This is a genomic window from Streptomyces sp. NBC_00631, assembly GCF_045206895.1.
Classification (GTDB): Bacteria; Actinomycetota; Actinomycetes; order Streptomycetales; family Streptomycetaceae; genus Streptomyces.
Genome location: NZ_CP107734.1, coordinates 4,531,953 through 4,550,147 on the forward strand (window position 1 = coordinate 4,531,953; position 18,195 = coordinate 4,550,147).

Here is an 18,195-nt window from a genome sequence, read left to right on the forward strand (position 1 = left end):
GCCCGGGGCCGCGACCCTGAGTCCTGCGAACGCACAGCGAGCCGCCCCAGGGGGGACCCGTGAGGGACGGCGGTTTCGAAAGGACACGTTCATGAGCATGCGCACCCGGATCGTCGCGACGGCGACGGCCGTACTGCTGGGCGCCGGCGGCCTGGCCCTGGCACCGGCGGCGGCCGCCGCCGCGCCGTACCACGGCATCGACGGCAAGGACGCCGTCACCGACGACTGGCAGGACGAGGAGAACCTCGGCGTCGACGACCACACCACGAGCAACGCCACGGCCCTGTGGCAGACCGTCCTGTGGGCGGACGGCGCCCAGTGGGAGGACGAGGACGGGGACTCGCACGCCTTCGGGAAGGACCAGATCGACGGCGTGTTCGGCCCCGAGACGGAATCGGCCACCCAGTGGTGGCAGCAGAACTTCAACCTGTCGGAGAACGACGGCGTCGTCACCGACCAGAGCTGGCGGTTCGCCCAGGCGCGGCTCACCGGCCCGAGCAAGACCAGCACCGTCACCTACACCGGCGGCGCCCAGAAGGCCAGCTTCAAGCGGGTCGGCGGCAAGTACCGGGTGCGGCTCCTGGGCACCGGTACGTTCAAGAACGCGTACTACGACAAGGTCGGCTGACCGCGTCGCCGGCGCGGGCGGACGCCGGGCCGTCCGCCCGGCGGGGCAGCGCCCACAGCAGCCCGGCGGCCAGCAGCGCGGCGAGGGCGGACGCGGCGAGGGCCGCGATCCGCCACCGCCGCTGTCCTGTGGAGGCCGCGGCTGCCTCGGCGGCCCCGGTGGCCCCGGCGGCCCCGGTGGCCCCGGCGGACCTGGTGGCCCCGGTGGGCTCGGCTGCCATGTCCGCCGCCGCATCCGCCGCCGCGTCCGCCGCCGGCTCCGACGCGCCCTGCGGCCACGCCTGTTCGGCCAGCTCCCACAGCGCCAGCAGCCGCGCCTGGTCCCCGCCGGCCAGCCGGCACAGCACCTGCGCCGCGCTCCTCGGCGGCAGTCTGTCGCCGCTCAGATAGCGCTGCCACGACGACTTGCTGTACGCGGAACGCCGGGCCAGTCCGGCGAGGCTGAGCCCGGTACGGCCCTTCAGGGCCCGCAGTTGCTCGACCAGGTGCCGGGCCTCCCGCGGCAGCGTGGCCGGCAAGGGCTGCCAGCGTGTCATGTTCCGTCCCCGTCCCCCGGTGTGCCGTGGTCGGCGCCAGCGTGCCGTCCGGCCGGGAGACTCCGGCAGAGCGCACACCCGCGGACCCGGGGCACGCACCGCCACCCGTGCGCGGCCTCGCGGGACGGCCCGGCGCGCCCGGGAAGGAACGGACCGGAGTGGCGAGCCGCGAGCCGCCCGCTACGGCCCGCCGCCGCCGGCCGCTCCACAGAACGTCGTACGACGGTCAGCCGGTCCGCTCATCCCCCGTGGCGAAGAACCGCCGTACGTACTCCCCCGCGGGCAGCCCGCTCTCCCGCATGAGGGAGAACACCTCGCCCCCCTCACCCGGTGTCCCCTCCATCCGGAACGCCTCGGCGAAGTCCACGTACGCGACGTCGCCGAGCGCGTCGCAGTACTCCCGGGCCTCGGCCTCCGCCCGCCCGATCGCCTCGTCCAACGACCGCGCGGCCCACAGCGTGACCCGCTCCTCGTACACGCCCAGCAGGCGGTGCCGGAAGACGCACCGGACTCCGTACCAGGCCGGCGAGGACGCGGTCACATAGCCCGCCGTCCACTCCGGCTCGTCAACGGCCGCCTCTTCGATGTGGAAGCAGTCGGGCTCGTCCCGGAAACCCGGCAACTGCTCGGCCTGGGTGATGCGTTCCTGTGCCAGTTCGCGGGACGAGTAGACACCGAGGCGTTTGACGTCGTCCCCGGCCTCCTCGTCGGACCAGTAGTCCTCGGGACCGGTGAAGTGCCGGATCTCCCCGTTCTCGTCCTCGGCCCGGTGGTGTACGTGCCACAGCAGGAAGACCCTGTCGACCCGTGCCATGTCGCTCCGTTCCTCATGCCGGCGCTCAGGCCCGCGCACCCGGGGCCGGCCCGCAGGAAGCGTCCGGAGCTGGGATCGTACAGACGAACGATCGTCAGGACCGCGCCGCACGGAGGAACCGTCGCACGGCTCCCCGCCCGGTGCCTTGGCCGCCCCTCACACGTCCGCGTACTTCGCGTCCGCCGCCGGGTCCAGCGCCAGCCGGTAGCCCCGCTTGACGACGGTCTGGATCAGCTTCGGGGCGCCCAGGGCCGTACGGAGGCGGGCCATCGCGGTCTCCACCGCGTGTTCGTCGCGGCCGGCGCCCGGCAGGGCCCGGAGGAGTTCGGCGCGGGCCACCACCCAGCCCGGACGGCGGGACAGCGCGCGCAGCAGGGACATCCCGGCCGGCGGCACCGGCTTCAGCGCGCCGTCGACGAGGACCGCGTGCCCCCGGATCTCGACACGGTGCCCGGCGATGGGCAACGCCCTGGCCCGGGAGGGGAGTTCCTGACAGAGGAGCTGGACGAGGGGGCCGAGCCGGAAGCGTTCCGGCTGGATGGTGTCGACCCCGAGGGCCTGGAGCGGAATGGCCGTGACCGGTCCGACGCAGGCGGGGACGACGTCGTGGCCGAGGGCGGCGAGCAGGTCGCCGAGCAGCCCGCGGTGCTCGGCGCGGGAGATCAGCGAGGCCGCGGCGGGCGCGCTGGTGAAGGTGATCGCGTCGACCGAGCGGGAGACCACGGCGTCCAGCAGCCGGTCCACCGGTCCCAGGTCCTCCGGGGGCATCCACCGGTACACCGGCACCGGCACCACCTCGGCGCCCGCCGCCCGCAGCGACTCCACGAACCCCGGCAGCGGCTCCCCGTGCAGTTGTACGGCGATCCGGCGGCCGTCGACGCCCTCCTCCAGGAGCCGGTCGAGCACCTCGGCCATCGACTCGGAGGACGGCGACCACTCCTCGGTCAGCCCGGCGGCCCGGATGGCCCCCTTCACCTTGGGCCCCCGGGCCAGCAGCTCCACGTCCCGCAGCCGCCCGAGCAACTGCTCGCCCAGGCCCCAGCCGTCGGCTGCCTCGATCCACCCGCGGAACCCGATCGCGGTGGTCGCCACCACGATGTCCGGGACCTGGTCGATGATCTCCTTCGTGGCGGCGAGCAACTCGCCGTCGTCGGCGAGCGGCACGATGCGCAGGGCGGGGGCGTGCAGCACGGCGGCACCGCGCCGCTGCAGCAGTGCCCCGAGCTCGTCGGCGCGGCGCGCGGCCGTGACCCCGACGGTGAACCCCGCGAGAGGGCCGTGCTGACCGGAGTCCGGTCGCTGCTGCTGTTGCTCGTCCATGACTGCTCTCCTAGCTGACCCGCATGCCGAACGAGCCTGTCAACGGTGCGTGACAGGCTCGGTTCGGGTTCATGTCACCAGTGTTACGTCACACCTCGGCGTAGCTGAGCTGTGCCTTTGCCTCGGTGGCGGTCGCGGACCGCTGCTGGGCGGCCGGCCGGCGAAGGTATACGGCCCAGGTGACGGCGAAGCAGAGGCCGTAGTAGGCGAGGAAGGCGACGAACGCGCCGGTGCCGGAGCCGTAGGAGAGGAAGGACTGCCGGAAGGCGAGGTTGATACCGACGCCGCCCAGCGCGCCGACCGCGCCGATGAGGCCCATGGAAGCACCGGAGAGGCGACGCCCGTACTTGGCCGCTTCCTCACCCTCCAGGCCCTTGGCCAGAGCCTTCGTCTGGAAGATGCCGGGGATCATCTTGAACGTGGAGCCATTGCCGATCCCTGTGAGCGAGAACAGCACCACGAAGGCGACGACGAACAGCGGCAGTGACTTCTGCATGCTGGCGACGACCAGGACGGCGGTGGCGGCGGCCATGGCGATGTAGTTGTAGAGGGTGATCTTCGCGCCGCCGTACTTGTCAGCGAGCCAGCCACCCACGGGCCGGATCAGCGAGCCGAGCAGCGGGCCCATGAAGGTGAGGTACGTGGCCTGCAGCGGCGTACGGCCGAACTGGTTCGTCAGCACCTGGCCGAAGGCGAAGCTGTAGCCGATGAAGGAGCCGAACGTCCCGACGTAGAGGAAGGACATGATCCAGGTGTGGGCGTCCCTCGCGGCGTCCCTGGCAGCACCGGTGTCGTTCTTGACGTTCTCGATGTTGTCCATGAAGAACGCGGCGAGGACCGCGGCGACGACGATGAGCGGGATGTAGATCCCCAGCAGCACCCGCGGCCCGCCGTTGGCGCCGATGACGGCGAGGGCCACCAGCTGGATCGCCGCCACACCGATGTTGCCGCCGCCCGCGTTGAGCCCGAGCGCCCACCCCTTCTTCTTCAGCGGGAAGAAGGCATTGATGTTGGTCATGGAGGAGGCGAAGTTGCCCCCGCCGATGCCGGCGAGGAGCCCGATCCACAGGAAGGTGTCGAAGGACGTCCCCGGCTTCATGACGGCGAACGCGGCGACGCTCGGGATGAGCAGCAGGCTGGCCGAGATGATCGTCCAGTTCCGCCCGCCGAAGATCGCGACGGCGAAGGTGTAGGGCACGCGCACGACGGCACCGACCAGGGTCACCATCGACGTCAGCAGGAACTTGTCGGCCGGGGTCAGCCCGTACTCCGGACCCATGAAGAGCACCAGCACGGACCACAGGGTCCAGATCGAGAACCCGATGTGCTCGGAGAGCACGGAGAAGAACAGATTGCGACGGGCGATCTTCTCCCCGGTCTCTTTCCAGAAGGTCTCGTCCTCCGGATCCCATTCCTGGATCCAGCGACTACGTGAGGTAGGGGCTGGGGCTGTCATGACGCCTCCACGGTGCTCCGCGTGCTCGGTCTGCTACGAGTGACTAGGCCACGAAGGTAGGGAGGCGTCGTTTCCGCGCTGTGGCTGTGGGTGACCGGAAGGGAACGTTGCTCTCACCCTGGGGCGAGGCCCGGTGAGAGGTCGGGGGACGGGCGTGGGTCAGCGGGAGGGAGACGGGGGCTGCGGGGGCTGCTGGTAGTAGGGGCCGGGGGCGTACGGGCCGGTGGGCTGCTGGGGTGGGGTGTAGGGGCCGTAGGGCTGCGGGGGCGGGGCGTAGGGGCCGGGGGTGTGGGGCGCGGGCGGCTGCTGACCGTAACCGCCGGGGGTGGGGGCGGCAGGGGGTTGACCGCCGTAGGGACCGTGACCGCTCTGGCCGCCGTACGGGTCGTACGGGGCGTAGGGGCCGTAGGGGCCGGGCTGCTGCGGGGGCTGGTACTGGGGCTGCGGCTGGGACGGGGCCTGCGGCTGGTACGGGGGCTGCTGCATCGGCGCCTGTTGCGCGGGGCCCTGGTGCATGGGCCCCTGGTGCATGGGAACGGCCGTGCCAGGTGGCAGATACCGCACCCGTCCGCTCTGCTCCGTCACCGGCACGAACCCGGCGGCCTGGAGCCGCTGCGCGAACTTGCCGTTGCGCCCGCGTGTGACGAAGAACCCGAGCCCCATGACCGCCATGACGATGACCCACACCACCCCTGAGATGACGACGGGGCCCGCACCCCCGCCGTTGCGCACAGCGGCGAAGATCAGCCCGAGGGTGATGGCGCCGGCCGAGACCAGCATCCGCTTCTCGGCGTTCCTGCCGGTGAGGTCGTACTGGATGCGGGCCCTGAGCAGCTCGACGGCGTCGGGGACGAGGGGCGGCAGCGAGACACCGTCGGCGGCGTTCGGGTACTGCGCCCAGTTCTGCGCGGCCCGGGCCCGGCCCTGCGGGCTGTGGTCGGGGACGATGAGGAGCTTCAGCACGTTGTTGCGGGAGCCGGTGTGCCGGGCGTCGGCGTACTCGTACCCGAACTGCTGGGCGACGAAGGCGAGCCGGGCGAGCTTCTTCACGGAGCCCCAGGAGTTGGTGATCTCGACGGGCTCACCACCGGCCATCAACTGGAACATCTTCCGTGTCTGCCGCGCACTCATCGCATCCGCTCCCCGTCGACCGAGCCACTCTTTTCACTTCCGCAACTTGGGAAGTTTTCCATGGCACATGACGTGAGGGAACGGCTACCAAGCGGATTGAGCCGAGTTTGAACCGCGGTTGACACCTACTCCCACCGCAGGCCACCCGGACACCACCTGCTGAGCCTCGGCCTCGACAGCGCGCAGCTCCGCCGTCGCCGCCCGGAAGCCGGGGTCGTCGCGGCTGCCGGTGGCGCCTGTTCCTGCTGCTGTTCCATCTCGGCCAGCCGGTGCGGAGCGATGCTGGCCAGCGCGAAACGAACCGCGTCCGGCGTCGGCTCGGGGCGCGGCATCAGTTCATGCCCATGGTCGGGGTGGCCGCGTTTCCCCCAGGTTCCCTGGCCCGCACCTCGAACCACAACAGCTTCCCGGCACCGCGGTCCAGCGGGCTGCCGTCGCCGATCGGCCAGCCGCCCCAGGTGTCGGCGTACTCCTGCACGAGACGCAGCCCGCGCCCCTCTTCGGCGTCCGCCGGGGTGAGCCCGACCCTGTCCCAGGGCGGTGCACCGAAGGGGGCCGGAATGCGCGGGTGACTTGTCCCCGACCCCGACCCGCAACCGGCCGCTGGGGAGGGCGGTGCGCCGTAGGGAGGCGGGGCCGCTCGTGTGCCGGTAGGAATTGGTGACCATCTCGGACGTCAACAGTTCGACAGTGTCGAGGACTTCCTGCCTGCCATGGCCGCTGAGGGCCGCCCGTACGGTCATACGTGCGACGCGTGCCGCGCGGGGATCACGGGGCAGCTCGACACCCACCACGGCGGCTGCGGTTTCCTCGACGGGGAGGCACAGTTGAGCAAGTACCGTGCCGTGCTGGATCACACGGAGTCCTGCGCGCTCGGCCCCTCCGAGTCGCACGACTTCATCCAGAGCCTCATCCAGGACATCTGAGAGAGCGACCGTGCACATACTCCACTGGCGGAAGTCCACGTACAGCGGCGACAGCTCGAACTGCGTCGAGGTGGCCACCGCCCCCGCAGCCGTACACATCCGTGACTCGAAGGACCCGGCGGGCCTCCACCTCACGATCGAGTCCTCCGCATGGGCCCACTTCGACACCTACCTGGCACGGCCACGGCCCCAATGACCGCATGGGAACGGACCTCCACGGCTGGATCGAGTGCCGCACCCGGCGGCAAGGCCTGAACCACGACGAGAAGGCGTGGTCGCCGACCATCAGCCTGTCGATGCTGGGGATGCCGAGGGACTACGACGGCTTGGCCTGCCTCTTCGGAGTACGTGACTTCGACACCATGTGGCGCCCGGTGACGGCGAACCGAGGCCTGTCGCCAGACACGTCCCCCGAGGTCCGTGCGGAACACGCCACCTGGTCGGCGTTGGGCTTCGCGGAGACCTGGCTGAGCTGACCGGAGGCGAGGGCGATCGATTGGACGGAACCGGCGTCCCCCGCACCACCCACATCAGCCGCTACCACCCCACCCCGGACGGCGCCGTCCGCCTGATCCACCACCACGACTGGAGCAGAGGCTTCGCCCGAGCGAGCGGCATCAACACGCTGACCACTTCCCCGGCCGACCTGCCCGCTCTCCACCCCGAGGGCACGGAATGGACCACCGGCACCACGGTCCACCGAGCCGAACGAGCCCGCCGCCGAGACGCGGTCCCGGAGGACGGCCCGTGGGCCCCGGTGTGGACGATGATGGCGGCCCTGGCGGGGGTCCACGGCGACGAGAACGCGCGGCTGGTTGCGTGGTTCGACGAGTGACCGGTCGATATCCTCTACCGGACCCCGCTCAGGAATGGGAGAGCTCATGCCCGATGCTTCGAGGACCGAGGGCTCCACGGCACAGCGGCCTCAACGCTCTCTCCTGGGAAACATGCTCTTCGGGACAGGGGTGATTGTGGTCCTGGCCACGATGACATTCGGAGCCTTCGCAGGTGTCGCGTTCATGGACGAGCTGGCGGACCTCTCACCGATTTCTGCTGTGGTGCCTGACCACGGACACACCGCTCTGGTTGTCGGCGGTATCGCTGCGGGCGGTGTCATCGGCCTGGTGCTCCCGACGATCCTTCTTGGCATGGTGCGGGGCAGCGAGAAGGAGCCGCCGGTCGGCCTGGCCTCAGCCTTGCCGAAGGTGCTCGCTCTCCTCGTCTTCGGCGTCTATCTCCTGGTCGGGTCGATCGTCGTGTCCCAGGTGGGATGGATCCTTCCCCAGGGCGTCACCACTCTGGTGGCCGTCTTCGCCATCGGATTCAGCTGGATGCCCCTGGCCATGGTCCCGTGGGAAAAGTTCGGCTTGCGAGGGGTCGTAGGAGACCGCTTCGGATCGCGTCACCCATCAGACTCACACCAGACGGACTGAAATCGCCAATTCGTCGGCGATGCGTCCCAGTTCCTCACCCAGCCCCAGAGCCATCCACAGGAGCCGGCATTCCAGGAGCGTGGGGTAGTCACGGGGCAGCACGTAGTGAGCCACGCCTTCCAGGATCGCGCTGGTGTCGGTCTCAGGTGCGGTGGGCTCGAAACGATGGACGCGGAGTGCCGGACCCAGCGGTAGTTCGACCTCAGTGAGCGCGGGCTTCCCGAAAAACGGGCCTTCCGCAAAAGCCGCTTCGTTCCTGAGTGTGTTCATGTTCAACGCCTCCGGAGAGGCCTTCAGCTCCCGTACGGTGTAGCTGGCCAGGACCGTGCCGTTCGGCGGAGCCAGCAGCGCCGCGCACACTGCCCGTTGGCGTGTGGCAGTGCCCCAGTACCACAGAAGGTCTTCGGCGAACGCGCGACGATATTCCGCCGAGGAGTCGCCGACGATGTGCTGTTCCGAGACTTCTCGCGACCATCCTTCCGGGTCTTCGCGTTCCAGATCGAGAACCACCCAGTTCTCCGAAGGGGTCAATGCGACCCGGCACTTACGCCAGTTACCGGCCGTCTCCACGAGGCTCACTTTCCGGTCAGCACAGCGTCAGGTCCGGTCACATCGATGTCGGCATCTTCGCCCCACAGCCCGATGAAGCTGTTGGTGTCGGAAGTCGCTCCGATGCCTGTGGCCCCGAGGGCCCACGCGTTGTAGGACAAGGCCTTCTTGAAGGCATCGGGCGTGCCGATGAAGCCGAGATCCGCGGACGACACGTTCCTCATACGGCCAAGTTCGTCGACCATGCCCGGTCCCACGTACATGCTGGCCAGACCGCGCATCCCTGCCGTGTTGTACGCGTTACGGGCCGCGGCCAGGTTGTCGCCAACCTTGAAGAGGTCCCTCCAATTGCTTCGCACGGCACCAAAATCATCCGCGAAGGAGCCTTTCAGGCCCTTGAACGCGGCGGCGAACGACACATCAGGGAGTGCAGCGGCGGGGACGGCGCCGGCGCGCTGGCCGACCATCTCGATTACGAGAGCCCGTCTGGCCACAGTGCCGAGCGTCGGGTTCCAGGCACGGACGTATTGTGTGGCAGCGGTCCACACACGGCTGCGTCCGACCGTGGCCGCGAGCTTCGAGCCTGCCGAGAAGACGCGGCCCACGCCGAAGGTCGCGAGCCCGAGGACGTCCATGGCCACATCGCTCCAGGAGCCGTCACCGTTGATGGCGAGCAGGAGGTGACAGGCAAGAGAGACCACGGTCATCACCAACGCCACAGTTCCCAGGACGCCGGCGATCGCCTGCCCGATGACCGGGATCCAGCCGACGAGAAGAGACACCACCCCACAGACTGCGGCGATGGCACCAGCAGCATTGGCGACCCAGGTCAAGGTGTCGCGTAGGTTGTCCAACCAGGAGTCGTTGAGCCCGTCACCATGCGTCGTGTCGTGCACGCGCTTGGCAGCCTTGTTCCCCGCGTTCTCATGGCGGCCCTTCACCGCTGCCAGTTTGTCCCGGAGGTCATCGAGTCCGTCCTGGAGGTCTGTCACTTTCTTGTCGAGCTTGCCCTGCCCGTCCTTGTCTGTGCCTTTGGGTGGGTTCTCAGCCTTGGAGCGGGCCGCGGACAGATCGTCGTGCTGTTGTTCCGCCTGGGTGAGGAGGCGGTCCGCGTCGCCTTGGATGGTCTCCAGATCGGTGTAGTACTCCTTGAGCGCCGCTCCGGCGTCGGCGTAGCGGTCGTGCGCCTTGCTCACCGTTTGCGCGGTGTCGTTCGCCTTGTCTGCGAAGGCCCGTCCCGCGTCGGAGTCCCAGCTGTCCAAATTGCCGAGACGACGCAGGGCCGCAACAGTGTCGGAGATGGTCTTCGCCGTGGCCTCGAACCGGCGTGAGAGTGTTTCCATCTCGTGGACGTCACCTGGCACGGGATCGCTGCTTTCGCCCAGCACTTCCCACCTGTGGTCCGCCGGGCGGCTCACTTCTTCTGCCCCTTGCCCACCAGCGCGTTGTAGAGAGCTGTGTCCAACTCCGTGTAGGCCTTGCCCGCTTCGTGGGCAAGTTGCCCGAGCCCCTGGATCTCCTCGACCATCTTCTTGCGGTTGTCATCCCAACCGTCAGAGAAATCCTGCAACCGCTCGTGCAGGAGCTTGTGCCCGACCGTGCGGCGGTCGTAGGAATCCATGAGCTTGTCGAGTCCTTCGAACTCCGTTGCCACCGATCGCAAGCCTGACCCTGCTGTGTGCAGGTCGTCGGTCGAAACCTTGAGTTTCTCGGTCACGCCTGTGCCCCCGTCATCTCCTCGCCTCCGTGCCGCCAGCGCAAGGTCGCGGCCACCGCATCGAACAACTCCACCATGGCGTCCGCGATCGGCTCCAGCGGCGTACTGAACGTCAGAATCAGCACGTTGTCGCGGTCCCGGACCGGTACGAAGTACTCCACGATCGTGTCCTGGAACTCGGATCCCAGCCGACGTGACTCCTTGGTCCGCTCACGCCGCAGCAACCGGGCCGCGCGCCCCGCGGCGGGCAGGGTCACGGGTTCGACCTCGCCGGAGCCGCTCAGTGCCGCCACCGCGTCAAGACTGTCGAACCCCTCGTCGAGGAGGGATACCAGCAGCGACGCCGAGAGTGGGATACCGCCGGCTTCCAGGAACGACAGATACAGCGCCAGTCCGCCTCGCTCGGTCCCCGCCTCGGCAGCACCACGGAGTTGCTCCTCCGCCTTGCGGCGCAGGACGGGCTGATCGTCCACCCCGGCGAACTGCCGTCGGATCAAGGCACTGATCGAGGCCTCGCGCCGATCCGGCGGCTGCAGCGGAATGCGGTACCAGTCCTCGGGTGTGATCAGCCCGAAGGCAGGTGACTGACGAACCGGCCGTTCGCCGTATTCGTTCGTTCGCTCAGGCACGGCGCCGAGTGTCTCTCATCGGTTGACGGACTGGATCTCCTGCACGATGACATCCTGGGTGGCCCCGAAGGTCCCGTCATCCAGGGGTCCGCCTGTTCCTCCCGTGCCCGTCCAGCTGATCTGCCAGGTGATCGTGGCCTTCAGCGGGTACGAGCCCGTGCCCGAGGAGTGCAGGTACTTCACCCCACAGGGTGGCGTCTCACCGGCCTTCCCCTTGGCGTAGGCCTCACCGATGCTGCCGTTCTTGAACTCGCAGACGCCCGACGCCGGATACGTCACAGCGTCCGCGGTACCGGGGTCGATCTTGAGAGAGACCGGCGTGGCGGTGGTCGTGGCGCTGATGCCCAGCACGGGAACGGACGCGGTGACGGAGACCGGCTTGAACTCGGCACCGTCCAGCCAGGCCCAGGTGGGAAGGTTGACCTTCGTCTTGTCCGCCGGGGCCAGGGTCACCTTTGTACTGGGAACGCGGATCTCCTTGTACGCGAGTTCCGCCAGGATCTTTGGCGTTACTGCGTTCTCGACATCGGCAGGCGGGGCATCACCCTTGTCCACCCAGAAGATAGGCTTGTCACACTTGTCCCAGCCTGGCGGGAAGCTCTTGTCGACGTACGAGTCCCACCAGTAACCCTTGTCAGCCTTGTCCTTATTGAAGTCCTTGTAAGGGTTCCCATTCACATACCTGTCGCGTTGCTCGGCATCCCATTCGTAGCCTGTCGAGCCCGCCTCCCAGATCGGCTCCAAGTACGCCTGGAGTTGGGCGGGCGTATATTTCGGGGCGTACCAGCAGGCAGGAGGTGTCCAGGACGTGGTGGAAGTGATCGCCCCCACCGAAGCGCCCGAGCCGTTGTCAGAGAGGTCGAAAACGACGCCTGACGCGCTGGCCGATATCGTGCCGTCCGGGCTACTGTCCCCCTTTGGCCCAGGATCAGAGTTCTGAGAATTTCCGTCGAGGATGTCATCGGCATACGCCACGCCCGGACCGGACAGAAGCGACACGCATACCCCCAGGGTGACCAGCAGGGGAAATGCACGCGGCTTACGCATCAAGGCTGGCACTCTGCACTCCCAATCTGAGAAATGATCTTCTCAACCACCCAGACACCCTTGGTGTTCTTCTTCAATGACGTGTGGTAAATGACGTAGCTCTTTGCAGTGACCTTGGTCTTCCTGATCTCATTGGTCTTGAGGTACTTCACGAACGCCTTGCCTTGGTCTTCGCAATAACTCAGCGAAGCCGTCCCGTCCTTGGACACAGCCACATCAGGAGAGTAGAAGCGGTAGGCGCCCGTGATGCTGGCCTTGTGGTCCACATAATTCTGGATGAATTTCTGTGTACCCGCAGCAGCTTCGCCCTCGTAGTAGTAGAGATATGCCTTGTCGAGAGCGTCCTGATGAACGATCGCAAGATCCACCGCTTTGATGGACTGCTCACTGTCCGCAAGCACTTCGTCCTTGTCGGCATTACCGGTCTGTGGCCACTCGAAGGTGTAAGACAAGTCGGAAGGCATTTCGAGCTTCGGGCGGCCATCAGGCGAAGCCGAAGCACTCGACGAAGCCGATGCCGAAGCCCCCGTATCCGCGCCCGCGATCTTGTCATTCGACTTCGAGCCGCCTCCCCCTCCGCCGCAACCGGCGAGCAGAAGTGCCGCCGTCACACCGGCGGTGGCAGTCGTGAGCAGGCGGGAACGGCGGGTCACGGTGGGCTCCTGGTGGGGCGGTTGGGGTCTGCGAAGCAGCGAATACGCTATCGGGGTCCATCCGGAACGCACCAGAGCGATTTGCTGCGACCCGGTCGAACGAAACACGCACGGCAGATCATAGTCGGGCAACTCGCCGCCCTCACCTCGGCTTTGGTGCCGTCCCGTGACATCTCCGCGACCCTCAGTTGGCCTCCGCAAAGGCTGTTGGCCAGGTTAGGCCACCGGAAGGCGGGATAGCCCACAGGTTCAGACGGGGCGCCCACCCGAGCCCGGATCACGGAGCGGCCTTCACCTCAAACCGGCCGGACCTGTAGCTTCACGTGTGCACAGGTTTGTTGTTGAGGCGTACGCGACGGGGGTTGCGGGGACATGGCGGGGTATCGGCCGGCGGACTGGCATCCACTCGACCTGGACAGGGACCCGACCCCGGGCGACCCGCAGCGCGTGCGCACCCTCGCCGCGCAGCTGCATTCCTTCGCCGACGACGTCTCCGACGCGTTGCGTCTGGTCAAGGGGATGGCCGGTGAGGACACCCTCCTGCAGTGGGCGGGCAAGTCGGCGGAGGTGTTCAAGGAACAGTTCAAGGACGTTCCGAAGAACCTGAAGAAGCTGAAGAAGTCGTACGAGATGTGCGGCGACGCCCTGGCGGACTACTGGCCGAAGCTGGAGCGGGCGCAGGCGCTGGCGGACAAGGCCCTGGCCAAGGCGAAGGAAGCGCAGTCGGACCTGTCCTCCGCCAAGTCCCGTCTGTCCTCGGCCGATTCTTGGGTCACGCGGGCGACGAAGGAGTCCGACAAGTACAAGGACGACCCCACCGGCAGCAAATCGGACGCCGACAAGCCCGACGAGGGGAAGGTCCGGGCCGCCACCCGGGACGTGCAGAGTGCCAAGTCGGCCCATACCAAGGCCCAGTCGGACGTCTCCACCGCGCAGAGCGCCCTCGATGCGGCGAAGAAGATGGCCGAGGACGCGCGCAAGATGCGGGACGACGCGGCGGGCGAGGCGAAGCGGAAGATCGACGAGGCCTCCGACGCGGGGATCCCGAACCGGCACTGGTGGCAGGACGTCGGGCACTGGTTCGAGGACAACTGGGACACCATCGTCACGGTCTGCAAGGTGGTCGTGGCGGTCGTCGGGATCATCGCGATGATCATCGGCGGGCCCATCCTCGGCGCGATCGTGCTGGTCGCGGCACTCGTCGTCCTCGCGGACACGCTCTACAAATACTCAAAGGGCCAAGCATCCCTATGGGATGTGGCGTTCGCCGCCATGGACTGCATACCCGGCGGCAAGGGCATCACCAGCCTCGGCAAACTCGCCAAGGGATTGAAGACCTTGGGCAAGGGCGGCCTGAAAGGCATGGCGCTGGCCCTGAAGGGGATGGGGCCCAGGCTGAAGGGCCTGGGCCGGGAGATGAAGAGTCTCTTCACGTGCGGCGACCCCATCGACATGGCCACCGGGCAGATGGTCATGTCGATCGAGGATCTGTCCCTGCCCGGTGTCCTGCCGGTCGTCGTGGAGCGCAGCCACCGCACCGGAGTTCAGGCCGGCGGCTGGTTCGGACCGAGTTGGACCTCGACGCTTGACCAACGGCTGATCTTCGACGATGACGGCATGCAGTTCGTCGCGTCCGACGGCACTGTCCTGTACTACGCGATGCCGGAGCCGGGCGAAACGACGGGTCCGGTGCTCGGCCCCCACTGGCCGCTCACGCGGGGCAATTTGCCCGACGCGGACTTCACGCTGCGGCAGCCGGAGACGGACACGACGCTGCGGTTCCGCCGCGTACCGGGTGGCCCGGCGAATGAACTCCCCCTGGTCGGTGTGCAGGACCGCCACGGCAACACACTCACCGTGCACCACGCCGAGGACGGCTCCCCGTCGGAACTGATCCATCACGGGGGATACCGCGTCGGGATCAGCACGGCGGACGGCCGGGTGACGGCCCTGGCCCTGCTGAGCGCGCCTGGCGAGCCCACTCTCCTGAGATACGGATACGACGCGGACGGCTGTCTCACGGACGTCGTCGACTCCTCTTCCGTACCTCAGCGCTACAGCTACGACGAGCGGCTGCGCGTCACGGGCTGGCAGAGCAGAAAAGGCGACTGGTATCGCTACGCGTACGACGACGAAGACCGTTGCGTCCGCACGGGCGGTGACGACGGCGTACTCGCCTACCGCTACAGCTACGACACCGACACCCGCACCACGATCGCCACGGACTCCCTGGGCCACTCGATCACCTACGTGTTCGACGAGAACCACCGTCCCCTGCGCGAGACCGACCCGCTGGGGCACAGCACCCTCCGCGACTGGGACGATCTCGGCCGGCTGGTGGCACAGACCGATCCGCTCGGTCACACCACGCGCCACGGTTACGACACTGCTGGAAACCTGACCCGGACTGTGCGCCCGGACGGCGCCGTGGTGTCGTTGGAGTACGACGACTTCGGCCACGTCACCAAGGTGACGCAGCCCGACGGCAGCGTGTGGGAGTCGGTCTACGACGAGTGGGGCAACCGGGTGGAGGTCATCGACCCCCTGGGCGCCACGACGGCCTTCACCTTCGACGAACGGGGCGGCCTCACCGGCATCGTCGACGCACTCGGCGAGCGCCAGCAGACGCTCGTCAACGATGCCGCGGGCCTGGTCGTCGGCGTCACCGACGTCCTGGGGGCGACGGAGAGACTCGCTCGGGACGCCTTCGGCCGCATCACCGAACTCACCGACGGCTTCGGCGCGGTCACGCGAGTGGGCTGGACCCTGGAAGGGCAGCTCGCCTGGCGCCACCTCCCGAACGGGAGCACCGAGCACTGGACGTACGACGCCGAGGGCAACCCCCTGGAGTACCGCTCCTCGAACGGCAGGCACACCAGGTACGAGAACACCCACTTCGACCTCTGCACCCTGCGGGAGGACGAGGACGGGAGCGTCGAGCGCTTCTCGTACGACAGCGAGCTCAGACTTCGCAGCGTGACCAACGGCTCGGGAATGACCTGGAGTTACGAGTACGACGGGGTCGGCCGGCTGATCGCCGAGACGGACTTCAACGGCCGTACCCTCACCTACGGCTACGACGCGGCGGGGCGGCTCGTCCAACGGACCAACGGAGCGGGTCAGATCACGCGTCTGTGCCACGACGTCCTCGGAAACGTCGTCGCCATGGACGCCGACGGCGCCACCACCACGTACGAGTACGACCTGCGCGGCAGACTCGTCGGGGCCCGGAACACCGAGGTCGAGTTGCGCCGGGAGCTCGACGCAGCGGGCCGTTTGCTCGCCGAGTCGTGGAACGGCCGGGAGGTCCGCTCCGAGTACGACGCCGCGGGCCGCCGGGTACTGCGCAGGACGCCGAGCGGCGCGGTCACCCGATGGGCCTACCAGCTCGGGAGGCGAGAGGTCGTCCAGCGGATCGGGGAACACGATCTCACCTTCCGGTACGACGTAGCGGGGCGTGAGATCGAGCGGGTGATGGGGGAGGCCGCCCGCTTGACACAGGACTGGGACGGCGAGGGGCTGCGTACCACCCAGCGAGTACTAACCGCAGCCGGTGACACCCGGCAGCGGGTCTTCCAGCACCGTGCCGACGGCGCACTCACCGAGATCCACGACTCCCGCCATGGTCCGCGGACCTTCACCTTCGACCGCTCCGGAAGGGTGACAGCGGTGCACGCCGGCGTCGGCCGGGAGGAGACGTACCGATACGACGCGGTCGGCAACCTCACCGCCTTCGCCACGTCGGCAGCCGTCCGCGACGAGGAGACGGGGCCCGGCGATCGCAGCTACTCGGGCACCCTCATCGAGCGAGCCGGCCGAACCCGCTACCACCATGACGATCAGGGCCGAGTCGTCCGCAGAGTCACCGGGCTCATCTCCGGCGGCAGGCGCGAGTGGCACTACGCGTGGAACGCCGAGGACCAGCTCACGGACGTACTCACGCCGGACGGCCGTCGCTGGCACTACGTCTACGACCCCGTCGGCAGGCGGGTGGCGAAACAGATGCTCGCCGCCGACGGGACCGTCCTCGACGAGACGCGGTTCTACTGGGACGAGGACGATCTCGCCGAGCAGACCGCCGGGACCGTCAGTACGGTCTGGGACTGGGCCGGGGGCCCGGCGCCGGTGGGGCAGCGCGTGCGTGAGACCCGGCCGCTCGGCCCTGGAACGTCCCAGGAGGAGATCGACGAGCGCTTCTACGCCATCGTCACGGATCTTCTGGGCACCCCGACGGAAATGGTGGACACCGAGGGCGGTGTCGTATGGACGCAGTCGTCCACGCTCTGGGGTGTCCCCGTCGTCTCGACGGCGGCCCAGCGAATCGACTGTCCGCTGCGCTTTCCCGGTCAGTACGTCGACGCGGAGACGGGACTCCACTACAACCATCACCGCTACTACGAGCCCGGCACCGCCCGTTACCTCAGCCCTGACCCGCTGGGCCGGACCCCGGCCCCGAATCCTCACGCCTATGTGAAGAACCCGCTCCAGTGGAAGGACCCGCTGGGGCTCAAGGCTCCGTGTCTCGTCGATCTCTACCATGGGACGCTCGGCCAGCACGCGGACAGCATCATGGCGAACGGGATCGACATGACGGCCTCGGCCCGCAAGATGGACTTCGGGAAGGGCGGCTTCTACGTCACGAACGATCCCCGGCAGGCCCTGGACTGGGCGAAGAAGCTGGCGAACGACAGGGGCGGGGTGCCGGCCATCATCCACTTCAAGGTACCCAAGGCCCAGCTGGAGGGGTTGCGGAGCAAGATCTTCAGCGGGCCGGGGGACGACGTGGCCGAGTTCATCCGGCATAACCGCAACGGTGGCGCCATGCACAACTACGAGCTGGTTGAGGGGCCGATGCTGCGTAACCTCAAGGGATTCCTGAGGGAAGGGAAGCCCCCCGTCCTGAACGGGCACCAGATCGCGATCTTCGGTGACAGGGCCGCCGAGCTCTTCACCGGCTCCATTTTCCGACGAGTAGGACCTCCGACACCATGACAACGGAATTCTTGATGGATCTCGACGAGGGGATGGTCGAGTACTTCCGCGACATCGCGAACGAGATGATCTCGCGGTTCGGTATTTCTCGGGCGGAAGCGGTGGCCAGGATCAACGAGCGGTATCACGACGCGGAGATCTCTGCGTACCCCGATCTCATGTGCCACGAGTTCCCGGAGTACTGGTCGTACGGCCTGTACTACTACCCGAACGAGTCCGGACGCCTGCCCACCGGTGACGAGGACGACGACGAGGGCTTCGACGTGTCCGCCCTGCGCGTCCGCCCCGCGCCTCCGACGGACTCGCCCTACTGGACGCTCGGGGCCTGACCGCCCTTCCTCAAGACGTACACGGGAGGCAACTGA

At 68.0% G+C, this 18,195-nt stretch carries 20 protein-coding genes; 8 read left to right on the plus strand and 12 right to left on the minus strand.

The annotated features are described in order from the left end of the window. Positions 1–91 precede the first annotated feature (91 nt). The gene (locus OHB00_RS20780) at positions 92–628 is read left to right on the plus strand and encodes a peptidoglycan-binding protein (RefSeq protein WP_406436388.1); all 537 of its coding nucleotides are present in this window, start codon (positions 92–94) and stop codon (positions 626–628) included. Here the strand turns inward: OHB00_RS20780 and OHB00_RS20785 are convergent. From OHB00_RS20785 to OHB00_RS20810, 6 genes are all read right to left on the minus strand, one after another. Then, positions 597–1,163 carry a helix-turn-helix domain-containing protein gene (locus OHB00_RS20785; protein WP_406436389.1) on the minus strand — a complete coding sequence of 189 codons (567 nt, stop codon included), beginning with the start codon at positions 1,161–1,163 and terminating at the stop codon, positions 597–599. The genes OHB00_RS20780 and OHB00_RS20785 overlap by 32 nt on opposite strands. A 226-nt stretch (positions 1,164–1,389) precedes the next feature. After that, the gene (locus OHB00_RS20790) at positions 1,390–1,977 is read right to left on the minus strand and encodes a hypothetical protein (protein ID WP_406436390.1); all 588 of its coding nucleotides are present in this window, start codon (positions 1,975–1,977) and stop codon (positions 1,390–1,392) included. A 156-nt stretch (positions 1,978–2,133) separates the two neighbouring features. Further along, positions 2,134–3,297 (minus strand): uroporphyrinogen-III synthase, encoded by a 1,164-nt coding sequence (locus OHB00_RS20795; RefSeq protein WP_406436391.1) that lies wholly within the window; start codon positions 3,295–3,297, stop codon positions 2,134–2,136. Between the two features lie 88 nt (positions 3,298–3,385). Next, positions 3,386–4,753 carry a nitrate/nitrite transporter gene (locus OHB00_RS20800; RefSeq protein ID WP_406436392.1) on the minus strand — a complete coding sequence of 456 codons (1,368 nt, stop codon included), beginning with the start codon at positions 4,751–4,753 and terminating at the stop codon, positions 3,386–3,388. A gap of 159 nt (positions 4,754–4,912) precedes the next feature. After that, positions 4,913–5,884, minus strand: coding sequence for a hypothetical protein (locus OHB00_RS20805; RefSeq protein WP_406436393.1), 972 nt, complete (start codon positions 5,882–5,884; stop codon positions 4,913–4,915). A gap of 331 nt (positions 5,885–6,215) precedes the next feature. Then, complete coding sequence (locus OHB00_RS20810; RefSeq protein ID WP_406436394.1) at positions 6,216–6,362, minus strand: hypothetical protein; 147 nt, start codon at positions 6,360–6,362, stop codon at positions 6,216–6,218. A gap of 235 nt (positions 6,363–6,597) precedes the next feature. On the opposite strand from OHB00_RS20810, the gene OHB00_RS20815 reads away from it, so the two are divergent. The 5 genes from OHB00_RS20815 (at position 6,598) to OHB00_RS20835 (ending at position 8,243) form a co-directional block, all read left to right on the plus strand. Beyond that, positions 6,598–6,810, plus strand: a complete 213-nt coding sequence (locus tag OHB00_RS20815; protein WP_406436395.1) for a hypothetical protein — start codon at positions 6,598–6,600, stop codon at positions 6,808–6,810. Between the two features lie 10 nt (positions 6,811–6,820). Beyond that, a complete protein-coding gene (locus OHB00_RS20820) occupies positions 6,821–7,006 on the plus strand; it encodes a DUF397 domain-containing protein (RefSeq protein WP_406436396.1) in 186 nt (61 codons plus the stop codon). Positions 7,007–7,010: 4 nt separating this feature from the next. Next, the gene (locus OHB00_RS20825) at positions 7,011–7,286 is read left to right on the plus strand and encodes a hypothetical protein (protein WP_406436397.1); all 276 of its coding nucleotides are present in this window, start codon (positions 7,011–7,013) and stop codon (positions 7,284–7,286) included. A gap of 20 nt (positions 7,287–7,306) precedes the next feature. Next, complete coding sequence (locus OHB00_RS20830) at positions 7,307–7,645, plus strand: hypothetical protein (RefSeq protein WP_406436398.1); 339 nt, start codon at positions 7,307–7,309, stop codon at positions 7,643–7,645. A gap of 184 nt (positions 7,646–7,829) precedes the next feature. Beyond that, a complete protein-coding gene (locus OHB00_RS20835; RefSeq protein WP_406436399.1) occupies positions 7,830–8,243 on the plus strand; it encodes a hypothetical protein in 414 nt (137 codons plus the stop codon). Here OHB00_RS20835 and OHB00_RS20840 read toward each other — a convergent pair. The 6 genes from OHB00_RS20840 to OHB00_RS20865 are packed head-to-tail and all read right to left on the minus strand — an operon-like array spanning position 8,226 to position 12,838. Continuing rightward, on the minus strand, positions 8,226–8,813 hold the full coding sequence (locus tag OHB00_RS20840) for a hypothetical protein (RefSeq protein ID WP_406436400.1): 588 nt from the start codon (positions 8,811–8,813) through the stop codon (positions 8,226–8,228). The genes OHB00_RS20835 and OHB00_RS20840 overlap by 18 nt on opposite strands. Before the next feature lie 5 nt (positions 8,814–8,818). Next, positions 8,819–10,210: a WXG100 family type VII secretion target gene (locus tag OHB00_RS20845; RefSeq protein WP_406436401.1), complete on the minus strand. Its 1,392-nt coding sequence runs from the start codon at positions 10,208–10,210 to the stop codon at positions 8,819–8,821. Continuing rightward, positions 10,207–10,509, minus strand: coding sequence for a hypothetical protein (locus tag OHB00_RS20850; RefSeq protein ID WP_406436402.1), 303 nt, complete (start codon positions 10,507–10,509; stop codon positions 10,207–10,209). Before OHB00_RS20850 ends, OHB00_RS20845 begins: the two co-directional genes overlap by 4 nt. Beyond that, a complete protein-coding gene (locus tag OHB00_RS20855) occupies positions 10,506–11,138 on the minus strand; it encodes a hypothetical protein (protein ID WP_406436403.1) in 633 nt (210 codons plus the stop codon). Before OHB00_RS20855 ends, OHB00_RS20850 begins: the two co-directional genes overlap by 4 nt. Before the next feature lie 15 nt (positions 11,139–11,153). Continuing rightward, positions 11,154–12,197 (minus strand): hypothetical protein, encoded by a 1,044-nt coding sequence (locus OHB00_RS20860; RefSeq protein ID WP_406436404.1) that lies wholly within the window; start codon positions 12,195–12,197, stop codon positions 11,154–11,156. Continuing rightward, positions 12,185–12,838 carry a hypothetical protein gene (locus OHB00_RS20865; RefSeq protein ID WP_406436405.1) on the minus strand — a complete coding sequence of 218 codons (654 nt, stop codon included), beginning with the start codon at positions 12,836–12,838 and terminating at the stop codon, positions 12,185–12,187. Before OHB00_RS20865 ends, OHB00_RS20860 begins: the two co-directional genes overlap by 13 nt. Positions 12,839–13,210: 372 nt before the next feature. Between OHB00_RS20865 and OHB00_RS20870 the strand changes: the two genes are divergently transcribed. Together OHB00_RS20870 and OHB00_RS20875 are read left to right on the plus strand one after the other, a co-directional pair. Next, positions 13,211–17,830, plus strand: a complete 4,620-nt coding sequence (locus OHB00_RS20870) for a DUF6531 domain-containing protein (protein ID WP_406436406.1) — start codon at positions 13,211–13,213, stop codon at positions 17,828–17,830. Continuing rightward, the gene (locus OHB00_RS20875; RefSeq protein WP_294013893.1) at positions 17,827–18,159 is read left to right on the plus strand and encodes a hypothetical protein; all 333 of its coding nucleotides are present in this window, start codon (positions 17,827–17,829) and stop codon (positions 18,157–18,159) included. Before OHB00_RS20870 ends, OHB00_RS20875 begins: the two co-directional genes overlap by 4 nt. Positions 18,160–18,195: the final 36 nt, after the last annotated feature.